The sequence below is a fragment of the Geobacillus sp. GHH01 genome, from assembly GCF_000336445.1.
Taxonomy (GTDB): Bacteria; Bacillota; Bacilli; order Bacillales; family Anoxybacillaceae; genus Geobacillus; species Geobacillus zalihae.
This window is the reverse complement of the sequence record NC_020210.1, coordinates 1,499,687-1,521,819: the sequence shown is the minus strand read 5'-3', so window position 1 is coordinate 1,521,819 and position 22,133 is coordinate 1,499,687. Positions and strand designations below refer to the sequence as shown.

23 protein-coding genes are annotated in these 22,133 nt (G+C 51.1%); 4 read left to right on the top strand and 19 right to left on the bottom strand.

Features of this window, described 5'->3' with window-relative positions:
* Window positions 1–7: 7 nt before the first annotated feature.
* The 4 genes from GHH_RS07480 to GHH_RS07465 form a co-directional block, all read right to left on the bottom strand.
* Window positions 8–949 (bottom strand): alpha/beta hydrolase, encoded by a 942-nt coding sequence (locus GHH_RS07480; RefSeq protein ID WP_041470466.1) that lies wholly within the window; start codon window positions 947–949, stop codon window positions 8–10.
* Window positions 950–1,075: 126 nt separating this feature from the next.
* Window positions 1,076–2,758: an acyl-CoA dehydrogenase family protein gene (locus GHH_RS07475; protein ID WP_015374679.1), complete on the bottom strand. Its 1,683-nt coding sequence runs from the start codon at window positions 2,756–2,758 to the stop codon at window positions 1,076–1,078.
* A 92-nt stretch (window positions 2,759–2,850) separates the two neighbouring features.
* Window positions 2,851–4,377, bottom strand: a complete 1,527-nt coding sequence (locus GHH_RS07470) for a class I adenylate-forming enzyme family protein (protein WP_015374678.1) — start codon at window positions 4,375–4,377, stop codon at window positions 2,851–2,853.
* Window positions 4,374–4,763, bottom strand: coding sequence for a MerR family DNA-binding transcriptional regulator (locus tag GHH_RS07465; RefSeq protein WP_013523611.1), 390 nt, complete (start codon window positions 4,761–4,763; stop codon window positions 4,374–4,376). Before GHH_RS07465 ends, GHH_RS07470 begins: the two co-directional genes overlap by 4 nt.
* A 70-nt stretch (window positions 4,764–4,833) precedes the next feature.
* On the opposite strand from GHH_RS07465, the gene GHH_RS07460 reads away from it, so the two are divergent.
* The gene (locus tag GHH_RS07460) at window positions 4,834–5,097 is read left to right on the top strand and encodes a hypothetical protein (RefSeq protein ID WP_020756589.1); all 264 of its coding nucleotides are present in this window, start codon (window positions 4,834–4,836) and stop codon (window positions 5,095–5,097) included.
* Between the two features lie 43 nt (window positions 5,098–5,140).
* On the opposite strand, the gene GHH_RS07455 is transcribed toward GHH_RS07460, so the two are convergent.
* The 3 genes from GHH_RS07455 to GHH_RS07445 are packed head-to-tail and all read right to left on the bottom strand — an operon-like array spanning window position 5,141 to window position 7,673.
* The gene (locus GHH_RS07455) at window positions 5,141–5,929 is read right to left on the bottom strand and encodes an ABC transporter permease (protein WP_041470464.1); all 789 of its coding nucleotides are present in this window, start codon (window positions 5,927–5,929) and stop codon (window positions 5,141–5,143) included.
* 2 nt (window positions 5,930–5,931) lie between these two features.
* Window positions 5,932–6,705: an ABC-2 family transporter protein gene (locus GHH_RS07450; protein ID WP_015374676.1), complete on the bottom strand. Its 774-nt coding sequence runs from the start codon at window positions 6,703–6,705 to the stop codon at window positions 5,932–5,934.
* Window positions 6,702–7,673, bottom strand: a complete 972-nt coding sequence (locus GHH_RS07445; protein ID WP_015374675.1) for an ATP-binding cassette domain-containing protein — start codon at window positions 7,671–7,673, stop codon at window positions 6,702–6,704. The genes GHH_RS07450 and GHH_RS07445 overlap by 4 nt, the downstream gene beginning before the upstream one ends.
* 158 nt (window positions 7,674–7,831) lie before the next feature.
* Here GHH_RS07445 and GHH_RS07440 point away from each other — a divergent pair, with 158 nt between their 5' ends.
* Window positions 7,832–8,260, top strand: coding sequence for a hypothetical protein (locus tag GHH_RS07440; RefSeq protein ID WP_013523607.1), 429 nt, complete (start codon window positions 7,832–7,834; stop codon window positions 8,258–8,260).
* 468 nt (window positions 8,261–8,728) lie between these two features.
* Here the strand turns inward: GHH_RS07440 and GHH_RS07435 are convergent, their stop codons facing one another.
* The 8 genes from GHH_RS07435 to GHH_RS07400 all read right to left on the bottom strand — a co-directional run bounded on the left by GHH_RS07435 (window position 8,729) and on the right by GHH_RS07400 (window position 16,311).
* Window positions 8,729–9,310, bottom strand: coding sequence for a hypothetical protein (locus tag GHH_RS07435; protein WP_013523606.1), 582 nt, complete (start codon window positions 9,308–9,310; stop codon window positions 8,729–8,731).
* A gap of 26 nt (window positions 9,311–9,336) precedes the next feature.
* Window positions 9,337–10,677: an aromatic acid/H+ symport family MFS transporter gene (locus GHH_RS07430; RefSeq protein WP_013523605.1), complete on the bottom strand. Its 1,341-nt coding sequence runs from the start codon at window positions 10,675–10,677 to the stop codon at window positions 9,337–9,339.
* 74 nt (window positions 10,678–10,751) lie between these two features.
* Window positions 10,752–11,876 carry a cupin domain-containing protein gene (locus GHH_RS07425; RefSeq protein ID WP_013523604.1) on the bottom strand — a complete coding sequence of 375 codons (1,125 nt, stop codon included), beginning with the start codon at window positions 11,874–11,876 and terminating at the stop codon, window positions 10,752–10,754.
* Window positions 11,877–11,892: 16 nt separating this feature from the next.
* Window positions 11,893–12,393: a DinB family protein gene (locus GHH_RS07420; RefSeq protein WP_015374674.1), complete on the bottom strand. Its 501-nt coding sequence runs from the start codon at window positions 12,391–12,393 to the stop codon at window positions 11,893–11,895.
* Window positions 12,384–13,331: a fumarylacetoacetate hydrolase family protein gene (locus tag GHH_RS07415; RefSeq protein ID WP_015374673.1), complete on the bottom strand. Its 948-nt coding sequence runs from the start codon at window positions 13,329–13,331 to the stop codon at window positions 12,384–12,386. The genes GHH_RS07420 and GHH_RS07415 overlap by 10 nt, the downstream gene beginning before the upstream one ends.
* Window positions 13,331–13,759, bottom strand: a complete 429-nt coding sequence (locus GHH_RS07410) for a thioesterase family protein (protein WP_013523601.1) — start codon at window positions 13,757–13,759, stop codon at window positions 13,331–13,333. The genes GHH_RS07415 and GHH_RS07410 overlap by 1 nt, the downstream gene beginning before the upstream one ends.
* 15 nt (window positions 13,760–13,774) lie before the next feature.
* The gene (locus tag GHH_RS07405; RefSeq protein WP_015374672.1) at window positions 13,775–15,001 is read right to left on the bottom strand and encodes an FAD-dependent monooxygenase; all 1,227 of its coding nucleotides are present in this window, start codon (window positions 14,999–15,001) and stop codon (window positions 13,775–13,777) included.
* A gap of 32 nt (window positions 15,002–15,033) precedes the next feature.
* Window positions 15,034–16,311 carry a phenylacetate--CoA ligase family protein gene (locus tag GHH_RS07400; RefSeq protein WP_015374671.1) on the bottom strand — a complete coding sequence of 426 codons (1,278 nt, stop codon included), beginning with the start codon at window positions 16,309–16,311 and terminating at the stop codon, window positions 15,034–15,036.
* Between the two features lie 176 nt (window positions 16,312–16,487).
* Here GHH_RS07400 and GHH_RS07395 point away from each other — a divergent pair, with 176 nt between their 5' ends.
* Together GHH_RS07395 and GHH_RS07390 are read left to right on the top strand one after the other, a co-directional pair.
* On the top strand, window positions 16,488–17,249 hold the full coding sequence (locus tag GHH_RS07395; RefSeq protein ID WP_015374670.1) for an IclR family transcriptional regulator: 762 nt from the start codon (window positions 16,488–16,490) through the stop codon (window positions 17,247–17,249).
* A gap of 63 nt (window positions 17,250–17,312) precedes the next feature.
* Window positions 17,313–18,080 (top strand): IclR family transcriptional regulator, encoded by a 768-nt coding sequence (locus GHH_RS07390; protein ID WP_015374669.1) that lies wholly within the window; start codon window positions 17,313–17,315, stop codon window positions 18,078–18,080.
* Window positions 18,081–18,199: 119 nt separating this feature from the next.
* Here GHH_RS07390 and GHH_RS07385 read toward each other — a convergent pair whose 3' ends face one another.
* From GHH_RS07385 to GHH_RS07370, 4 genes are read right to left on the bottom strand one after another with little or no spacing between them, the layout of a single operon-like run.
* A complete protein-coding gene (locus GHH_RS07385; protein ID WP_013523596.1) occupies window positions 18,200–19,660 on the bottom strand; it encodes an aldehyde dehydrogenase family protein in 1,461 nt (486 codons plus the stop codon).
* A gap of 27 nt (window positions 19,661–19,687) precedes the next feature.
* Complete coding sequence (locus GHH_RS07380) at window positions 19,688–20,398, bottom strand: ABC transporter ATP-binding protein (protein WP_013523595.1); 711 nt, start codon at window positions 20,396–20,398, stop codon at window positions 19,688–19,690.
* The gene (locus GHH_RS07375; protein ID WP_013523594.1) at window positions 20,391–21,146 is read right to left on the bottom strand and encodes an ABC transporter ATP-binding protein; all 756 of its coding nucleotides are present in this window, start codon (window positions 21,144–21,146) and stop codon (window positions 20,391–20,393) included. The genes GHH_RS07380 and GHH_RS07375 overlap by 8 nt, the downstream gene beginning before the upstream one ends.
* The gene (locus tag GHH_RS07370; RefSeq protein WP_015374668.1) at window positions 21,143–22,132 is read right to left on the bottom strand and encodes a branched-chain amino acid ABC transporter permease; all 990 of its coding nucleotides are present in this window, start codon (window positions 22,130–22,132) and stop codon (window positions 21,143–21,145) included. The genes GHH_RS07375 and GHH_RS07370 overlap by 4 nt, the downstream gene beginning before the upstream one ends.
* Window position 22,133: the final 1 nt, after the last annotated feature.

The window sequence follows — 22,133 nt, the reverse complement described above, 5'->3', positions numbered from 1 at the left end:
GCCGTCTCTAGGAAGCAGTCTTTTCCAATGAGCGCAAAAACACCAACACCCGTTCTACATACTCATCGCTGTAGAGAGAAAAACTTTTCACATGATCCGCTTTGTCCGTCAGCCATAGCTGAAACGCATCCGGATGGGTTTTGTACAGTTTTACGCTTTCTTCATACGGAATCGAACGGTCGTCTTTGCTGTGAATGAACAAAATCGGCCTCGGCGCGACACGATCGACGGCATGGATGGGCGAAGACACGCCTAGATCCAAATCGGCCAGCGCCGGAACGATCGCCAAAATCAAATACGTAAACGGCACGTTCGGCAGATGCGTCCATACCGGCATATTGGCTCGCAAATACGATTCGAGGTCGCTGAACGGGCTGTCCGCAATCACCCCGCGCACGTCATTGTCTTCTGCCGCCGCCAAGATCGATGTCGCCGCTCCCATCGAAACGCCGTATAAGGCGACTGGCTCGCGATAGTGCCGCTTCGCGTAATCGATGACGCCAAGCAGATCGTCTTTCTCTTTGACGCCGATCGTAATCATATCGCCTCCCGACTCGCCGCTCGCACGAAAGTCAAACAAGATGATTCGATACCCTTTGTCAACAAGCCGCTTGGCGAGCGGCAAAAACGGCACGTTTTTCTGAATCCGGTTGCCGGCATACCCATGGGCAAAAATGACCGTCATCTTCGCCGCTCCTTTAGGCGGAATGATCCAGCCTTCGAGCGCCGTTTTCCCATCTTTGCTTGTAAATGTCGCACTTTCATACGCCATGCCATAGTCTTTCGGCGTCATGGTAATCGGCTCGCGCGGTTTATGCGTCAGCTGCCAGCCGACATAAACGGACAAACCGACGCAGGCGAGCACCCCCAACATCACGACGCCAATGGCCGCCGAAATCCACACGCGCCGTTTCGTCCGGCGCGGCGTGCGCACCAATTCCATGCGCATTTCCCCCTCTCGCTTTTCCCTTTTCTTTCATCCTACTTGTTCCATTGCTCATTTGGCAATCAAAAAAAGAGATGTCCGCCCAACACGAACATCCCTTTCGCTCACGGCCCGCTTCATGCCGCCAATTTACGAATGGGCAAGCGGGGCAGACGCTCCTTTACATCTGACGATCAAGTCAAACTCACGCACCGACGTCATGCGTTCATCGACGAGCCCGCGCTCCCACACATGACGCACAAACAGCTCGGCGATCCGCTGATTCCGATCGTTTTCCTGTCCGCGTTCAAGGGCGATGATGCTCAAATACAGATCACACATTCGATTGGCAATCGCTTTCGCGTGGAACGTCTGCACCTCATCCGCTTGGCCGCCAAGACGGGCGAGCGCGGCCACCAACTCCTTCAACCCTTCTTCAACCGGGCGGGCAAGCGGCTTAACCTCGGCCGTCAACCGCTCAAGGCGCTCCTGCATCTCGGCGGCAAACCGTTCGTGGATGCGATATTTGCGCATCAAACGCAGCACCTCGAGCGCCAAAATGTTCGCCGTTCCCTCCCAAACGGTCAGCACTTGGGCGTCACGAAGCAGGCGCGGGGTGACAAAATCTTCGATATATCCGTTGCCGCCGTGCAATTCAATCGCCTCATGGCTGAACGCGATCGCCTCTTCGGCGGTGCGCATCTTAAGGAGCGCAATCAGAAGCCTGAGCCATGCTTTCTCCGCCTCGCTCGCTTCATGCGGCGCAGTCATGACGCGGTCAAACAAGGCGATCATGTCAAAGCAGGCGCTCGTTTCCACTTCCTGTCTCGCCGTCAAATTGGCAAGCGTCTCACGCACCATCGGGTAATCCGTCAACACATGGCCAAAGGCAGTGCGCCGCTCGGCGTATTGTTTCGCCTCTTCAAGCGCCCGCTTCATGATGCCGACGGAAGCAACCGCATTGCAGACGCGCGAGAGATTAAGCGCTTCCATCATATAATAGAAGCCTTTCGCCGGATCGCCGACGACATACGCCTTGGCGCCGTCAAACACGACTTCGGCGGACGGCACGGCGCGCACCCCTAATTTATCCTTTAAGCGGCGGATGGTGATGCCGTTTAATGTCCCATCCTCGTTGCGCCATGGGACGAGAAACAAGCTCAGCCCTTTCGTCCCCGGCCCGCTCCCGTCGATGCGCGCCAACACGAGCGCCACGCCGCAGCGGCCGGCGTTGCTGGCAAAATATTTTTCCCCGTATAACTGATAATGATCGCCGCACGGCACGGCGCGCACCGCATTGGCACCAACGTCCGACCCGCCTTGGCGCTCGGTTAAAAACGTCGCTCCTTCGTACAACTCGACTTCCCCGGTGGAGATGACATGGGGCAAATACGTCGCCTTCAGCTTTTCATCGGCAAAATGCTCGAGCACATAGGCGGTCGCCATCGTCAGCGTCACCGGGCAGTAAAACCCAGGCTCGGCTTGGGATAAGATATACCCTTGGGCATATGAATAAACATAGTTTCCTTTTCTCCCAAGCTCGGGAATCGGCTTGTGCACATAGCCGACAATCCCCGTTTCGTACGTCTGTTTTGCCGTCTGCTCGTATCCTTCGTTCACCCACACTTCAGAAATGTCGTTTCCAAACCGGTCGTACTTAATGAGGCGCGGCTGCCCTTCGCGGTCGGTATGCACAGCGCGGCGGTCGACGTCCGTCAAACAAAACTCGTAAAACGACGCGAGCTTTTCTTCCGCATACCGGTACAATTCGTCATCCAAATGCCGTTTCAAATTCGCCAACAAATTCGGATCAACTTCACGAAGCGGTTTCATCGTCTCTCCCCTTTCTTCGATTTTCGTCCCCCCACAATTTTGGAACTCTATCAAGACGGCTAGGCGATCGATTGCGCCGCCCCCAACGCTCCCTATCTTCCTTGCGCCGTCGTCTCCCGCGTCCGCAGCACTTGTTTCAACACTTTTCCCGTCGCATTGCGCGGCAGCTCCGCGATCGCCTCATACAGACGCGGAATTTTATAGTCAGCCAGCTTGTCAGATAGGAAGCGCTTGCACTCTTCCGCAAGCGGTTCGAGCGGTTGGCTCAATACAACAAACGCTTTTGCCGTTTCGCCCCACTCCGGATGCGGCACGCCGATCACGGCAACATCGGCGATCGCCGGATGCGTCCGCAGCACATCTTCGACTTCCTTTGGATAAATGTTGACACCGCCGGAAATGATGACATCTTTTTTCCGGTCGACGATCCAAATGTAGCCGTCTTCATCGCGGCGCGCCAAATCGCCGGTGTACAGCCAGCCGTCTTTGATCACCTCGTTCGTTTTTTCTTCGTCCTTATAGTATCCTTTCATGATGCTCTCCCCGCGCAACACGATCTCCCCGACCTCGCCGGGCGCAACTTCCTGTCCGTTCTCATCGACGATGGCCACCTCGCAATGAAGAGCGGCATAGCGGCCGACGCTTCCCGCTTTTTCGCCATGCTCCTCAGGGGACAAGTACGTGCCGTTCGGGCCCGCTTCAGTCAAACCGTATAAACCCATCATCCGCCCGGCGCCAAAACGGCTGGCGACAAACTTCACTTCCTCGCGCGACAGCGGCGCCCCGCCGTACATCCAGCAGCGGACCGAAGAAAGGTCGTATTCGTCAAAGCGCGGGTGCTTTGCCGTCAACAAGTACGCCACCGGCGCGCCAAAAAAGTGGGTGATCTTATGGCGCTCAACGAGTTCAAGCAAGGCATCCGGGGAAAAGGAAGGAGCCAAGACATGGGTCGCGCCGACATACGTGCCGCCTATGAAAAACAAATGAAGTGGCGCCGAGTGGCTGAGCGGCATGAGATGCAGCAGGCGGCTTTGACGGTCGATTTTCGTTTCGATCACGATCATGTCCGCAACCGTGATCACATTGCGATGCGTGAACAACACCCCTTTTGGCCGCCCCGTTGTCCCCGATGTATACAAAATCGTCGCCTCATCATCCTCTTTGGCTGGGCAGACGATCTCTTCTGGATCACCCGAATCGATCAACTCCTCGAGCGACAGCCAACCGCCTTCCGCCTTCCCGGTCTTCATCCAGATCCCATCGCTTCCACCGACAAGCGGAGCGAGCACTTGATGCACCGAATCGTGCGCAATGAGCGCCTTTGCCTCGCTATGGCCGAGAATATACTGCACCTCAGCCGCCGTCAAGCGCGCGTTAATCGGCACAACCACGGCGCCGAGGCGCAAAACGGCAAAGTACGAAACGGCAAACTCTTTGGTATTGGGCATATACAGCGCGACTTTATCGCCGCGTCCGACACCAAGCCGAGCCAATGATGAGGCCAAGCGATTGACCATGCGGTTGACCTCGGCATACGACAGCGCTGATTCTCCTTCGATGACCGCCGTTTTCTCTGGAAATTTCCTCGCATTCCGGGCAAGCAGCTCTGAAATGTTCATCCATCCGATCCCTCCCATTGTCGCAATCGCTGTTCAAAATCGGAAAGCAGCGCTTCCATCTCCGCCTTCAGCTGCAGCAAATCCTCAATCCGCTCGCTCACCTCCTTCAATTTCCGCCGCCCGTATTCGACCGTTTTTTCAAGCTGTTTCTTCCCCGTGCGATCCTCATCAAACAGCGCAATCATCTCATGAATTTCATCGAGCGAAAAGCCGAACCGTTTGCCGCGCAAAATGAGCTTGAGTTTCGCCCGCTCCTTTTTCGTATACAGCCGCTGCCCTGACTCGGTCCGGATTGGGGAGAGCAATCCACGTTCTTCATAATAGCGGATCGTCCGTGTGCTCACATCAAACTCTTGCGCCAAATCGGAAATGGTGAAATAGTGCATGGCCATCCCTTTTCTAGAAGTAATATTCTGAATTTTATTTTAATTGACGTTTACGTAAAAGTCAACGAATATGAAAGCAAAGAAACAGTCATCCTCCCCCTTCTCCGTGTCCATTCTCTCCGCCATCCAACCATCAATATGGAAAAAATGGATCTGGGAGTCGCCGGCGAAAGGAGAGCATCCCGAGCCAATGCAAGGAAAGAAACAGTCAACCGAACGCTCGAGTCATAAACACTGGAACGCTTCCCCATCATTCACGGCGGCCAGAAGCGAATCGAGCGGCATGATGCTCGTCGATATACTGCCGATCACCGTCGATATCTTGGCCAAATAGCCATGACTAAAGAAAAAAAGCCCCCGTCTAGGGAGCCGTTTCCTCACCCGCCCGCCCCGGTGTAAAAGCGCAAGGCAAACCGCCAAAAGCGACGGGCCAGCCATAAAAAGAGAATGGCCGCAGCCAAAGCCGCCAGCACCGCAGCCATGCTCCATTTCCCAAGCAGCGCCAAAGCCGGCGTATTGGTGATCAACACCGCCGGCAGAACGTACGTAATCACGAAGCGCACCGCGCCGCGGTACATGCTGCCCGGGAAGCGGGCCGTGTCAAAAAACGAGTCGAAAATAAACGACAAATCATCAATGCGCACCACCCAAAACGACGTCGTCATGAGCATCATCCATAACGAATAAATAAGCAAGAGTGACGCGGTCATCACGACGAAAAACATCAAGACGTCCGCCGCCGACGGCACGTAGCGTTCGACATACAAGCCGTAGCCGATGACGCCGAGGCCAAGCGCTACATCGATCAGCCGCCAAAAGACAAGATGGCGGAAGCTGACGTAAAACATGCTGTCGACCGGCTTCGTCAAAATATAATCGAGCGTGCCGCGCCGGACATGCTCAAGCAGCCGCGGCATGTTCGGGCGGAGCGCAAAGTCAATGAATCCGCGCAGCGTATTAAAAACGCCGAGCAGCACAAGCACTTCCCCATACGTCCAGCCGCCCAAGCGGTCCGTCTGGTAAAAAAAGATATGGACGGTGAGCAGGGCGATGCCGACGCCAAAAAAGCTGGCGATAAAATTGCCGAAAAATTCGCTCCGGTATTCCATTTCCTCGACCAAACAAGCGCGGAAAAACTCGCGGAACACCCGCCCGTATCGCCGCATGTTCATCCACCTACCGCCTGGTTTTTTCGCATTCCTGCTTTCCAAAGCCACTGCACCCCCGCGACAAACACGGCCATCCACCCGGCCGCCACCGCAAAGCCGCGCGCCAACTCTCCTCCATCCACCGCCCCGGTGGCGATTTCAATCGGAAAACTGATCATATAGCGGAACGGCAGCCATTCGCTCCATTCGCGAAGCGCCGGCGGCAGCATTTCAAGCGGCGCAATTCTGCCCGATAAAAACAACGAAATGACATCGATCACGCCGTACACCGCCGCCACCTTTGTGACCCAAAACGCGAGCAGCCCGCACGAGTAGCTCAACAAAAACCGAAGCGCCGCACCCAATACGACCGCCGCCAAAAACAGCACCGCTTGCCCTGCCGTCATATGCGGGCGAAGCGCCGGCCAAAATACCGCTGCCACTACCCAGACAGGCACTAAAATGAAGGCAAACAGCCATTTGTAAACGATATTTTCCGCGATCGCCCAATGGATCGGATGAAGCGGCCTAAGCAGCAAATTCGAAAACGTCCCTTCGCGGATTTCACGGTCAAGCTCCCATACATCCCACGCGCTCGTCATTCGTTCGACAAAAATGACGGCCATAAAATAGAATAGAAACGACTCGCTCTCTTCCGGATGAATGTTCATCCAGACAAACATCGTAATGAGCGGCTGCGTGATGGCGCCCGTCATCCAGACGAACGTCGCGAGTCGATACGCGAGCATTTCGATATATTTCATCCGCAACAGGGCCATGTATTTGCGAATCATACACGATCCTCCCAAAACGCGCGCGCAATCACTTCCTCAAGCGGCGGGTCTTCGATGTTGATATCGCGGACGTCAAATCGTTCCAACAACCGCGCTGCTGTCTCCGCCGCCGTCTCGCGCGCCACCCTGAGCACAATCGTCCCTTCTTCGATTTCCGCCACTTCGCCGTACTCGCTCCAATCGACATTTGGCAGCCGAGAAAACCGAACCTCGAGCCGCTTGTACGGCGCCAGCTTCTCCGTCAGCACCGACAGATCCCCGTCGTAAATCAATCGCCCGTAGTTAATGATCATCACCCGGTCGCAAAGCGCCGCGACATCCCCCATGTAATGCGACGTCAACAAAATCGTCGTCTCGTGCTCCCGATTGTAGTCCACGATAAAGCGACGCACGTTTTCCTGCGTATGGACGTCAAGCCCGATCGTCGGCTCATCCAAAAACAGCACGTGCGGCCGATGCAACAGCGCCGCCGCCAGCTCGCAGCGCATCCGCTGGCCAAGCGACAGACTGCGCGTCGGCTTGTCAAGAAGCGGCGCCAAGTCGAGCAGTTCCGTCAATTCCTCGAGCGTCTGGCGGAACGACCGATCGTCGATGTCATAAATCGCTTTATTGACCAAAAACGTCTCCATTGGCGGAATGTCCCAAATGAGCTGGCTTTTTTGCCCCATCACCAAGCTCATCATTTTTTTAAACTCCGGCTTTTGCTCAAACGGCACAAACCCGCCGACCGTGATCTCCCCTGACGTCGGATGCAAGAGGCCGGCCAACATTTTCATCGTCGTCGTTTTCCCCGCCCCGTTTGGCCCTAAAAAGCCGACGATTTCCCCTTTCTCAATCGTAAACGAAACGTCCTTCACCGCCTCAATGACGCGATAGTCGCGCCGCCATAAATGACGCACCGCCTCAAGCCATCCCGCATCGCGGCGATGGACGCGGAACGATTTATGCAAATGGCTGACACGGATCACAGTGCCCATCCTCCAATAGTGTACTGTTGACATTCTTTTGTTATATCACATCGAGGGGGCGCGCCGCAAAGAAAAACATTTCGCCATCTTTTCTCTATCGTTCCCATCTTTCGTCATGTATAATAGAGAGAGAATCGAACGAGAAAGGAGATTGTCGAATGGGGGATATTACAAATGAAATGATTTGGCAAGCCATTAAAGAACTTGCCGAGCAGCTGCAACAAACGAACGGACAAGTGCAGCAACTGGGCCAACAGGTGCAACAAACAAACGAGCAAGTGCAGCAGCTCGGTCAACAGGTGCAACAAACAAACGAGCAAGTGCAGCAACTGGGCCAACAAGTCCAACACCTTAACAGCCAAGTGCAGCAGCTGAACCACCAAGTACAGCAAACTCATGAGCAAGTCGACCAGCTCGCCAAACAAGTGCAGCAAACGAATGAACAACTCAGCCAATTAAGCCAGCAAGTGGCCGACATGGACAAACGGCTCACCGATGTCGCCAACGGCCAAAACATTTTGGTCGAAGAGCTGTTTGAAAACAAAAAGGAGATCAAGCGGGGCAAAACGGCATTGAATATGTATTAAAACCCCCGTGTCTTGTCGAATTTTCTTTTTCGTTACCCGACGATCCATCAGCTTGCCTTCCCCCTACTCAAAACTTTCACTACTACGCGCAACTCCACACTCGGCATGCAAAGAGCCCTGGCAGCCTTACCAAACAATAGCCAGGGCTTTTCTACGTGAACTACCCACCACCTACGCTTCGCTTAGAGGTGGGGGCTTCAAGCGACTTGTGCGTGTTCGCCCAATGGCAAGCCACACACAAGAACCCTCTATGCTTCCCTTCGTTCCGAAGTTGTCCGTTTGAACCATATTCGATCGTATGGGTTGCCTAAAGCCAACCGGCATTCATCTCCCGCTTTCACTTCGTTTCGAAGTGGGACACTTCTTTTGGAAAAATGTTAAAAGTCAAAACTGTTTTTAGTTGTTCTATATCAGCGTTTACTCTCTACTGCACCGTAGCAAGGGTACACAAACATGTTCGACAACCACCTAAATAACGACAAATTTTCGATTAACTATCCCTAATGGCCAATGGCCGCTCTCCAACACAGAAACAAGATAAAGAAATGGGTTTTCCTTCCATCCTTCTAGATCAGATAATACCTCCCATGCACAAGCCATTCCACCGATGTACATCATATACCCAACCGCAGTGGTCACAACCTTGTTGCCATACGGTCTTAATACCTCGAAGATCGCATCAAAACTATGTTGGAAAATAACAGCTGGAACTTCATCAGCAATCGCCGAAAGCAATCTCGACCTCCCTGTTTGCTCAGTTTGCTGTCTCAATTGTTCGGGAATGTGTCTTAACACTCTCCAACTATCATCGTTTTCAAGGCGGATCTCCTCAATGAAAGAAACCAGTTCGTTTTTCTGCAACCATCTGATTCCTATACCATCAAGGCCGAAAAAATGAACAAACTTGTGAAGCGCCTGCTCCACTTGATCATCTCCTTGCCCACCAAAAGAAGATAACCAATTGACTGCTTCAAGACGGTCAAGTAAATAACAGAGCGACATATTCTCCTCACGGATTACATTTATATTGTTTGCAGCAATGGAACTCATCCATTTCCCTCCTCCACACCTCATCATTACGCTAAATAATTACTTGACTGTTCAAGCCAACGCTGACTATACTTCTCTTGAACGAGCCAAATTGCAACAGCGGATACAAGACAAGGGAGTGCAAAAGCCAAAAAGTTTCCATATAAGGAAAGATGGTGGTTTAATAGAATACCGCCCATCACAGGTCCTGCAATCCCACCAATTCTGCCCACACCAAGCGCCCAACCGATTCCTGTCGAACGCATCTCTGTTGGATAGTATTGAGAAACATAAGAATTAGCCACAATTTGTGTACCTGTTGTTGTTCCTCCAGCAATGCCAATAAGTATATAAAGAAGGATCACATTTGGTTTTAGACTTAATGACATTAATGTCAAAAAGGCGATAACAAAAAAGAGAATTAAGATTTTGCGTGCACCGAAAAGATCAGCTAATCTTCCACCAATAATAGCACCTATTACAGCACCACTATTCAAGGTAACTAAAAATGTTAAACTGGATCCAAGCGGATATCCAGCCTCTTGCATGATTTTAGGCAACCATGTGCTTAATCCATACATGACAAGCAAACACATAAAAAACGAGACCCAAAACATCGCGGTGCTCCATCCTCGATGTTCGCGAAACAAGCAAGTCACTGGAAAACTTGTTTTCTGCTCGCCATTCTCCACCCATTGAATTTGTTCATCATCCGATATCATTTGTTGAGTGAGGCGACGAAATACCGAGAGCAACCGATCGGTTTGGTGATGGCGAAGATAAAAATAAACAGATTCTGGCATCTTCCGATAGAAAAATGGAAGAAAAACTAGAGGAATCAATCCTAACCAGACGACTGCCCTCCACCCAAGATGAGGAATTAAATAAATAGCTCCCGCAGAGGCAATAATGCCACCAAACGCATGGCCGCTAAACATAATGGATACTAGTGTACTTTTCCATTTGCTTGGAGTATACTCTGTCATTAGTGCAATAAGATTAGGCATTACCCCGCCTAATCCCAGCCCAGCAAAAAAACGCTGAACTCCAAATGATGTGCTGCTTTGGGAAAATCCGGACGTAAACGTAAATAAGCTAAAGAGGCAAAAACATAGAAGGATCACATTTTTACGTCCAAATCTGTCTGCTGACGGTCCAAAAATCATCGCCCCAATCATCATGCCGATCAACGCATAGCTGTTCAACGCCCCCGCTTCAACTGGTCCTATCCCCCACTCCTTCATGAGAGACGGGACGATGGCACCAAACATAAACATATCATAACCATCAGCAATGATAATCAACATACACATAAACAATAAACTTATGTGAAACCGATTTAACGGTTGCTCATCAATCCAGTGATTAATGTGAATTTCCCTTGCCATCTTTCCATTCCTTCTTTCAAAACAAATTAAGGGAAATCCCCTGTAGCAATTCACAACCACAGGGGAACAATGATCTAGCTACGCACTACCTCCGCCTCAAACTCCCCGACGACCGATTGATATCCGTTGTTATTCGGGTACGCTTCTTCACGCTGCAATCTGAGCTTTTCCATGATCGGCAAATCGTTGGCGCAGAAGAGAAGCGCATCCTCTTTGGATGTGTTCACATGTTCGTGCCAAGCCCAGTTCGGGATGACAAAATAATCGCCTTTTGTCCAGTTGAACCGAATACCGTTGATGACTGTATATCCTTCGCCTTTGAACACGTGGTAAATCGCCGAATACGTGTGGCGGTGCGCCTTTGAATGGTAGCCAACCGGCAGTTTTTGCATCCATGCACCGATGTTCGGATTGGCTGTCTGACCATTGGACGGATTGATGTACTCGACCGCAATGCCATCATACGGATCCGGTTCAAAATCGCTTAACCCTTCCAACGCCGCTTCGGTCTGTTTCCACTTGTACAATCCAAGCGGTGCGACTTGCGGCTTTCGGTCGCCGATCGGCCGAACCATGCCGCCGCGATACTTGCGCGCCGAGTAGTCATCTGGAAGCGACGGCGGCTCAATGCCATCCGGATAAGGTTCAAAAAACGTTCCACCTGTGGCGTAAATAAACGGAATATCCAAGCAATCCATCCAAAACATCGGTCCTTCTCCTGGATGACTGTGGCCGTGCCATAATCCGCCCGGAGTGATAAGAAAGTCGCCTTCCTCCATGAACAACCGCTCTCCTTGGACGATCGAATACGCCCCTTTTCCGTCTGTGATAAACCGCATCGCATTTTGCGTATGACGGTGAGACGGCGCCGTTTCACCTGGCAAAATAAGCTGGACAGCCGCATATAGTGTGTTAGTCGTTGACGCCCATCCCCACGGCTGGCGCTGTTTAAGCCCTGGGTTTTGCAAGTAAATTGCCCGGCGCTCGCCGCCACGTTCCGGCGTGAAAATTTGCGTCGCCTCCAAAAGCAGCTTGCGGATCGTCTCTCCTTTCCATAAATACGGCACTGCTTCCGGTCTCGGCTCTTTATGCATCAAGTCCGGAATCGCTTCCCAAAGCGGACCTAAATGGTATTGTTCAATTTTTTTCGTAAACTCTTTCACTTCTTTGCTTTGGAAAAAAGGATTTTTTTCCGCCACATGAATTTCCCCTTTCTCATTGTTTTGATTGAGCGGCCTTATGTTTGCCTAAATTTCGTTCAATTTGCCGCAAATGGCCGGCCAAATGCTCGGTCAAAAAATGCTCGACTAAAAACGTCATCGGCTTGACGCCAAATTTCGGGTTGCGATGTGGGGCTTCAAGAGCCAACTGATCATCTCTCAACCGTTCCAGCTGTTCATCCGCAAATTTCGCTGCTTTCTTAATCCCATGGATGACGTCGCTGACAGTGCGAGAGTCTGCTTGACGAACCGCCGCCAGCCTCGCTTCATCATTGAGCCCCCGGCCCCACTCCCCGCCGCCGGCTTGAATGACGCGTACAAGCTCCCTTGTCCAATAGCCGATCACTTCTTCGACGTGGCAAAGAATTTCCATGATCGACCATTCATCAGCAGACGGCTTCCAGCGGATCACCTCCTCCGTCAATGAGCTGACTTTTTGAATGATCCTCTCCACGGTTTCTTTGATTTCTTGCCGATATTGCTCAATCAACGGCATGACGACTCCACCTCCACCTGACTTGGCACGGCGGCAACGCGATTTTCGAGCACGCCAATGCGCTCTACCTCAATGCGCACGACATCGCCGTGCTGCAAAAAGACTTGCGGATTGCGGGCGACCCCGACACCGCCCGGCGTTCCTGTGCAAATGACATCTCCTGGTTCAAGCGTCATGATATGCGACAAAAACTCTACCAGATAATGAACATTAAACACCAAGTTTTTCGTATTCGACCGTTGCCGCTCTTCCCCGTTAACGCTCAATGAAATTTCGAGCGAATGCGGATCCGGAATTTCGTCCTTCGTGACAAGCCACGGTCCCATCGGCGCACTCCCATCAAGCGTTTTTCCTTGCAGCCATTGGATCGTCCGCCGCTGCAAATCTCTTGCTGTCACATCATTGACAATCGTGTACCCGGCGACATACTCAAGCGCCTCCGCCTGCTTGACATTCCGCGCCCGCTTGCCGATGACGAAGGCAAATTCCGCTTCGTAATCGAGCTGACTCGTGATCGGTGGCAATGGAATGTTATCTTCCGGACCGATGATCGTGTTGCTAAATTTGGCAAAGATGACGGGGTATTCCGGCAGTTCCCGTTTCATTTCCAAAATGTGTTCACGGTAATTGTGACCGACGCAAACAATTTTGTTTGGTTTTAATATCGGCGCTTCGATTTTGACGTTGGCCCGGTCGATCACCAGCCCGTTTTCCAAAGCAAATTCCACCGCCTTTTGCGCCTCTTCTAGACTTTTTTCCCCACCTTCGAGCAGCTCGATCGTATTGGGTGGAACAAGCGCCGCGGCGAGCTGTTCGGCACGCGGGCATCCCTTGGCTCGAAGCCGCGCTACATATGCTTGATGAAGGTCGATGACTTGATTATCCACAATGCATCCAGCACACACCACATCACCTAATCGGTAGTTGATCATTTTCATCATGATCCCTCCTTGTATCTGATCATTGCCCCTTCTCTTTTCATCTTTTCGCGAAGCTCGGCTGGAAGGGGAGCCGCTTTCGGTCTGTCTCCGGCAAACGTCGTCCACACGCGCACTTCATATCCTTCAGCCACAAGCTGGCCTCCTCGAAAAAACTGATGGTGGATGCGAAACGATTTCTCCCGCAGCTCAGCGACTGCCGATTTGACACAAACTTGATCCTCGAAAAAGAGCGGGGCATGAAATACGCATTTTGCTTCGACAATCGGCATGCCGATTCGCTCTTCTTGAAACAACTTCCACGTCGAACGCCCAAGGCTGGCGAAAAAGTGGTGCGTCGCTTCGTCCATCCATTTATAAAAATTCGGGTAAAAAACAATGCCAGCCGCATCCGTATCTCCCCAATGGACTCGGAAAGAATACTCCATCGCAATTCCTCCTCGTCAATATTTCGTTGACAGCTGCGGCGGCCCCGATTTCGGCCCGTACGGTCCTTCATCAAGCCATTTGCCAAGACGCGGCAAAATCGGCGCCAATGAAGCGGCCACTTCGCGTTTCATATTGATCGCTGGATCCGTTCCTTGAATGTGCTCCAACGCAATCCCCGCACAATCGCGGTTGTATCGCGCTGCGATCAGACGCTCATTCGCAGCGGCCGCAATGGCTGCTTTTGCTTCTTCGCGCGTGTTGGCCTGAAGCGCCGTCTGAATCGCCTTGGCCGCCATAATCGCATCCGGCACGCCGGAGTTCATGCCGCGGGCCCCTAACGGAGCAAACAGGTGGGCCGCTTCGCCAGCCAACAGCACACGGTGATGGCGGTCAGTGAGCGACTTCGCAACCACCTGGAAAAAGCGGTACGTCGACACCCACGTAATACGGTCCGCGTATTTTTCCGGCATCACTTTCGGCAGCCATTGCTTCACGCCGTCCACACTGCCGAACTGCTCCGGATCATCGCCGTCAAGCAATTGCAAATCAATGCGCCACCCGCCGGCAAACGGTACAAAGAGAACGTTGCGGCCACCCACAGCCGGATGCTGGTAATGAAACACCCGCTCAAGCGGCAGCGGATCGGCTTCATCTTCTTTGACATCCACGACGACAAAGTAGTCTTTCGTCCGCGGCCCTTCCATTTCGATGCCGACCGACTGGCGGACAGTCGAACGAGCCCCGTCAGCCGCAATGAGATAATCGCACGACCATTGTTCGCCAGATGCCGTGATGACAGTGGCTCCTTCCTCATCGGTTTTGACATCGGCAACCGGCGTCTCCCAGACGAATTCGACCCCTGCCTCCAGGCAGGCTTGATACAAAAACTTCTCCGCCTCGACTTGCGGCAAGCTTGTAAACGGTGGAAGCGCATTCGGATCAGGAGCCGGATACCGCTTCATATACACCTCCTTGCCACGGAACAAGGTGCGCTTGATCGGCCATACGACGCCGTGTTTGGCAAAGGTCCTGCCCAACCCAGGGAAAATATCCTCTAAATGTTGCAACGTCGCCTTATGGAAGTAGATCGCCCGGCTCCCCGGCCGAAGGCGGTCTTTTGGCTCCGCCTCGATCACCGTCGCCGGCAGTCCGAAATGACGCAATGCCAAGGCCGCAGTTAATCCGATCGGTCCTGCCCCGACAACGAGAACAGGGCGCCGTTGAACGTTTGGTTGGTTCATCGTCTCTTCTCCTTTCCATTTTCCTATCATGGTCAGCTCACTTGTTGCGGACGGTTGCGCTCGTCAATGACCCGTTTCGCTTTCATGGAGAAACGTGGCAATGATCCCGACGGGACCCGTTCGACATCAATTCGAATGCCAATCCGTTCTCTGAGACGGTCGGCTAAACGCCGCCCGACATCCTCTTCCGACTCGATTTGCACTTTTACTTGATTCATTTCGTGCTCTGTGTAATAGACAATGCGAAATTCTTTAATCTCCATAAATTCCCTAACAATCGTTTCAATCGACGATGGAAAAATGTTAACGCCACGAACAACAACCATGTCATCAGCCCGTCCAATAATCCCACCAGGTAAAAAGCGATACGAATTGCCACAAGAACATGGCGCTGACGAACAAAGCACGATATCTCTCGTCCGGTAACGAATAAGTGGGTAACCGTAACGGCTGAAGTTGGTAAGCACAAGCTCTCCGCGCTCCCCTTCCTTCACCGGCTGCAATGTTTCCGGATCGATGATTTCCGCCAAAAATTGTGCTTCGTTAATATGAAGCCCGTTGCGAGCCGAACATGAGTAGCCGTACGCTCCCATTTCCGTCATCCCGGCATGATCGTACACGGCCGCTCCCCAGCGTGTTTCAATTTGCTCCCGCGTTGACGGCACCGATCCCCCCGGCTCTCCTGCGGTGATGATGGCTCTGATCGGCGTCGATGGTAAATCGATGCCCATTTCCTCAGCCACTTCGGATAAATGAAGGGCATAGCTCGGCGTGCAAAGCAATACGGTCGCCCGGTTTTCAATCATGCTGTACAACCGCTCCTTCGACGACTGGCCGCCTCCGGGGATGACAAGCGTTCCCATTTTTTTCGCCGCCTCATAGGCAGACCAAAAACCGATAAACGGTCCGAACGAAAACGCCAAAAACAGGCGGTCGCGGTTTGTCACTCCGCTTGATTTCAATACTTCAACCCAACAATCCCGCCACCAGTTCCAGCTTTCTTCCGTATCCAAAATTTTCAGCGGCTTGCCGGACGTGCCGGATGTTTGATGATAGCGGACATAGCTCGTTTCCGGGTAGCAGTGGTTCCGGCCAAACGGCGGGTAGAGCTGTTGGTCTTGCACAAGCTCTTCTTTCGTTGTAAAAGGCAACTTCCGAAAATCATCCATGGTTTGGATTGGCAAGCAAATATCGCGAAACTTCTCCTTGTAAAACTCATTAAACTGAGTGACAAAAACAAGCAATTCATTGATTTTATGAAGCTGATACTGTTTCAAACTCAGCTCCATCTCTCGAACCGACAACTCCATTCGCTTTTCGATCCCCTCTTTCTATTTTCTTTAATCACATTTACAATATTTAAAACGTTCTGAAAGTTATGTTATACTATTATTGTCCCGTATAAAAGTTTTGTATTCCTCTATACGAAACATGGTAAGATTTTTTGAAAACGATTTCTTATTAAACGAAGGAGGCAGAGCAACTCGTGGAAGTTCGCAAAACTCGAACGTCTTTTTCGTCATTAGAAAATGCCTTGAGACTGCTGCAACTATTTTCGATGGATGAAACAGAACTTAGCATCACCGATATTTCCGAAAGGCTGAATATCAGCAAAAGCGCCGCCCATCGGCTGCTGCAAACGTTAAAAAGCGAGGGATTTGTCAAAAAAGACGCGAAAACCAACCTATACTCCCTCGGTGCTTCTTTATTGGCAATGAGAAAAATCATTCATTCCCGATTTCCGATTTGCCAGATCGCTCTCCCTTTCTTGCAAGAACTTGTTTCGCTATCAGGAGAAAGCGCACATATCGCCACCCTGCACGGCGCTGATGTCATTTATTTGCACAAAGTAGAGTGCGATCACCCGATTCGTCTTCTTTCTTACGTCGGCAAAAAAAACCCGGCGTTTTGCACGAGCACCGGTCAAGCCATTCTCGCTTATCAACCAAGAGAGACGATCGACCGCATCATCGCCCGTGGACTCCCAGCGTTTACACCAAGAACGATCACCTCACCGTCTACACTTCTAGAAAAACTCGCACAAGTCAAACAACAAGGCTATGCCATCAGCCGAGAAGAACTTCATGAAGGGGTGACGTCAATCAGCGCCCCAATCCCCCACCGCAATGGGGAGGTGCGCTATTCTGTTTCGATCGCTGGACCGATCCAACGCATCAACGACCGTTCCATCCCTCATCTCGTACAGCTTGTCATGCAAACAGCCCATGCGATTTCTGCCAAACTGTAAAGCTGTCCGCCAAATTTATAGAGCAAGCACAGATGGCATGAAAACCAAAAGGAGGTGTCTTACTTGGAAAAAGCGGCGGATACTCTTTCCTCTGTTAAAAACGGGATGCGCATTTTGCGCTTATTTTCTGTTGAAACACCGGAGCTGGGCGTTACAGAGATGGCGCAACGACTTGGGCTGCACAAGACGACCGTTCACCGACTAGCCACCCTATTAGAAAAGGAAGGATTTCTCGAGCAAAACAAGAAAACACGCAAATACCGCCTTGGCCTTTCTATTTTGCATTTAAGTGGAGTGATTGATCTGCATACTGAAATATTTAAGGACGCTGTTCCGATCCTGGAATCATTGATGAAGGAAGCTAATGAAGCTGTTCATTTATCTGTGTTGGAAGACGACCGAATCGTTTACTTATACAAAATCGAATGTCCACACCCAGTGCGCCTGCTCTCTCATATTGGCCGAAGCAACCCGTGCACGTGCACAAGCTCAGGAAAAGTCATTCTAGCGTTCAGTCCGAAATCGATAGTAGAAAGCATTCTCCGCCGCGGGCTGCCAAAATACGGACCGAACTCGGTGACTGACCGTAACGAGTTCATCCGCCAGTTAGCCACCATCCGCCAGCAAGGGTACGCCGTCTGCATCGACGAACTGCATGAAGGAGCGACAAGCATCGCCGCTCCGATCCGTGACTATTCCGGTGATGTCGTCGCCGCCGTCAGCATCGTCGGGCCGAATCAGCGGATCACTCAAGCAAACATTCTCCGGCTGGTTGAGCTCGCCTGCCAAGCCGCCCGAGACATTTCATTGCTGCTCGGATATTATGACTAAAGGGTTCTCTCCCTCTCTGCTAAATAAGTGCAACCAATGACCAAAAGATGAACAGCTGCCGTATCATCACAAAAAGCCTGGAAGATCCGACTAAACCCGATCTCCCAGGCTTTTCTCTATTAAAACGGATACGTTCTTGCCTTCGTCTGCACGGACACCCATTTCACCGTCGTAAATTCATCGACCACCCATGGGTTTCCAAAACGGCCTAGGCCGCTTGCTTTATTGCCGCCAAACGGAATGTTCGGAGCGTCATTGACCGTTTGATCGTTAATATGTGTCATACCGCTGTCAATTTGCAGCGCCCATTCTTTTCCTTTTTCAACATCACTTGTAAAAATGGCGGAACTGAGCCCATATTCCGTTTGGTTGGCGATAGCGATCGCCTCTTCGTCTGTTCTCGCCTTAATCACCACAGCAATGGGGGCAAACAACTCTGTTTGGGCGAGCTTGCTCGCTGGATCGACATCCACAAATACATACGGGGTCAGCACATTACCGATTCGCTTTCCTTCCAAAGCCATTCGAATACCTTCTCGTTTTGCTTCTTCGATCATTTGCAACGCCTTTTGCATTTGCTTTTCGTTGATGATCGGTCCGATCACAGTGCTCGGATCGCGCGGATCGCCGCACGGGAGCGCAGCCGCTCTTTGCACGAACTTCTCAACAAATTCGTCATACTTGCTCTCGTGGACGATGATGCGATTGATGATCATGCAAATTTGTCCTTGGTGAATGAATTTTCCGAAAATAGCTGCATTAACCGCTTGATCTACGTCGGCGTCAGATAAAACGACAAATGGGCTGTTTCCTCCTAATTCCAACGCCACTCGTTTTAACTGTCTGCCGGCGATCTCCCCAATTCGTCTGCCTACCGCCGTCGACCCCGTGAAGCTGATGAGGCGTGGGTGTGGGTTGGTCAACATCTCATCACCAATCTCATCAATGTCGGTTAACAAAACGTTCAATACCCCTTTCGGCAGCCCGGCATACTCAAACGCTCGGGCGATCACCACTCCCCCGACAAGCCCGACTTGAATATCAGGTTTATGCACAACAGTGTTGCCCAGAGCGATCGCCGGCACAATCGTTCGCAGCGATAAGTTTAATGGAAAGTTGAAAGGAGAAATGGAAGCAATCACACCCAATGGCAATCGGTAGATGTAGTTGACTTTCCCCTCTATATTCGAAGGCACCTCTCTCACAGTCCGCACTTCATCGACATAATGCAACGCCTCTTCGAAGAGCTCGAGAGCCAAATGAAACTCGACATTCGCCTTCAATAAAGTGCCCCCTGTTTCGCGAACAATCAAATCGACGATCTCCTCACGATTTGCTTGTAAATATTCCATCGCTTTGTGCAATACTTCTTTTCGCTGAGCAGCTGAGGAGCGCCCCCACTCCTTTTGCGCTTCACCTGCCGCTTCAAACGCACGGTGAAGCTGTTCAACTGTCGCTAACGGGACAGAGGCAACAACCGACCGATCATACGGATTCAAAATATCATAGGTGCGGCCGCTTTCTCCTTCTACCCATTCTCCATTAATAAAGCTTTTGTTCCATTGTTCGTAACGTTCCATTTTTCTTTCACTCCTTAGCAAATTATCTCAAGCCGAAACCCCCAAATACTTATGCTGGACATCTTCATTGACCATCAATTCATCCGGCGAACCGCTCCATACGATTTTTCCTTTATTCATAATTAAGATTACATCTGCTGCCTTGCAGGCTAGGGAGATGTTTTGCTCCACAATTAAAATCGATAACCCCGCCTCTTTCAACTGAACGATAATCTCCCCAACTTGGTCAATGATGACCGGAGCCAATCCTTCAGATGGTTCATCCATTAATAAAAACTCTGGATTGGTCATCAGCGCCCGCCCGATGGCCAGCATTTGCTGCTGGCCGCCTGATAACTGCGTGCCGAAGTTGTTTTCCCGTTCCTTTAAGACAGGGAACAATTCATAAATTCTCTCCAGCCCCCAATGGCCGCGGCCTTCCTGCTTTCGTTTCCGTGCCGGCATCGTCAAGTTTTCTTTTACCGTCAGCGACGGAAAAATTCTTCTCCCCTGCGGCACGAAGCCAATGCCAAGGCGGGAAATTTGATGGGGAGGAAGCGATTCAATCGGTTGATCTTTAAACCGGATGCTTCCTTGTTTTGCTTTATGCAACCCGACAATTGTATGGATGGTGGTCGTTTTCCCTGCTCCGTTTCGCCCGAGCAGGGCGACGCATTTTCCCTGTGGAACAGAAAAACTCACTCCTTGAAGAATGTAGCTTGTTCCGTAATAAGAATGAACATCTTGAAGCTCAAGCATGTTGTTTCGCTCCTCCCCCGAAGTAAATTTTCTTAACCATCTCATTGTTTCTAATCTCGTCTGGCGATCCGCTTAAGATAACTTCCCCATGATGCAGAACCGTGATGCGGTCCGCAATGGAAAAGACGACATCCATATCATGTTCCACCACCACTAGCGCTATAGAACGGGGCAATTTTTGAATCATTGCCGCTGTCTGCGCCGTTTCCGCTGGCGACATTCCGGATGTCGGTTCGTCAAGCAAAAGAACTTTCGGGTTGCTGGCCATGGCCAACAACACTTCAAGCAATCGCTGCTCCCCATAGGAAAGATGTTTCACCTTTACATGACGGCGATCGGCAATTTCCCATTGCTCCAAAATATCGTTTGTTTCCTTGCGTATATCGGACCGGACGGTCAGGGGCGAAAAAATATCGTACCGATACGGTTTTTTCGCTGCGAGCGCCAAATGAATATTTTCTTCCACCGTCAAGTCGCCAAATAGGTTGTTTTTTTGAAACGTCCGCGATATCCCTAAATGGACAAGGCGGTGGGCAGGAAGTTTGCTGATCTCTTTTCCGTCCAAATACACAGCACCGGCATCAATAGGCAGAATGTTCGTTATGCAATGGAAAAGAGTCGTTTTCCCTGCACCATTTGGACCGATGATGACATGGCGCTCTCCAGGGCCCACCTCCAAAGAAACGTTGCGCAACACTTGCAACGTTTTGAACGATTTGCTAATGTTTTCTACTTTAAGCAGACTCAATGGACTGCCTCCCCCTTCTTTACCGGTTGTTGCGAAACCGCTTTACCTGTCTGTTTGCGGAAAACCAAAAAATGCCTTCCGTGTTGCAGCCAATGAATAAGTCCTCCTTTTCCAGCAAGAACAAGAGCGACAAGCAGTCCCCCCATGATCATCGGCCATCGTTCGGTATACGTGCTCATAAAATTTTGCAAGTAAACAAAGACGCTGGCCCCAAGCGCCGGTCCAAGCAGCGTGCCGACTCCACCGATAATCACCATCACCATCACTTGCCCAGAAAACATCCAGCTGGATAAATCCGGTGAAACAAAGACGTTAAAATAGGCATAAAGCGCACCAGCCAGTCCCGCCAATGATCCCGACAATGTATAAACGAGAAGTTTGTAGACTCGAACGTTATAACCGAGAGCGCTCATCCGTGCCTCATTTTCCATTACACCTCTCGTAATCTTTCCGGCCGGTGATCCCACAAACAGATACAAAAGAAAGTAAGACATGACAAAAGCGATCCCCATCACATAATAGAGAGCATTTGGAGACACAATTTCTCCAAAACCAAAATTCATGACAGCGGAAACGGACATTCCATCTGCTCCGCCTGTCCAAGGCTTTAATTGCCAAAACAAAACATACAGCAATTGTCCAAATGCGAGGGTAATCATCAAAAAGTAAAATTTGGACGTACGGATAAACACAGCTCCGGTGACCAAGGCAATCAGCCCGGAAATGACAACGGACAACAGAAGCAGCAAGTATGTGTTCGCTACATGCTGACCAATGACCGCAACCGTATAAGCGCCGATGCCAAAAAAGCCGGCATGCCCAAGCGACACCATTCCCCCATAGCCCATGATCAACCCGAGGCTCATTGCAAAAATCGCCATGATATAAATCTCCGTCGCCAAATTGATCCCGAAATCGGACAGAACAAGCGGCATAGCGAAAACAAGAGCAATCAGCAACACAACGCCAAGCAACAGCTTTTTCACT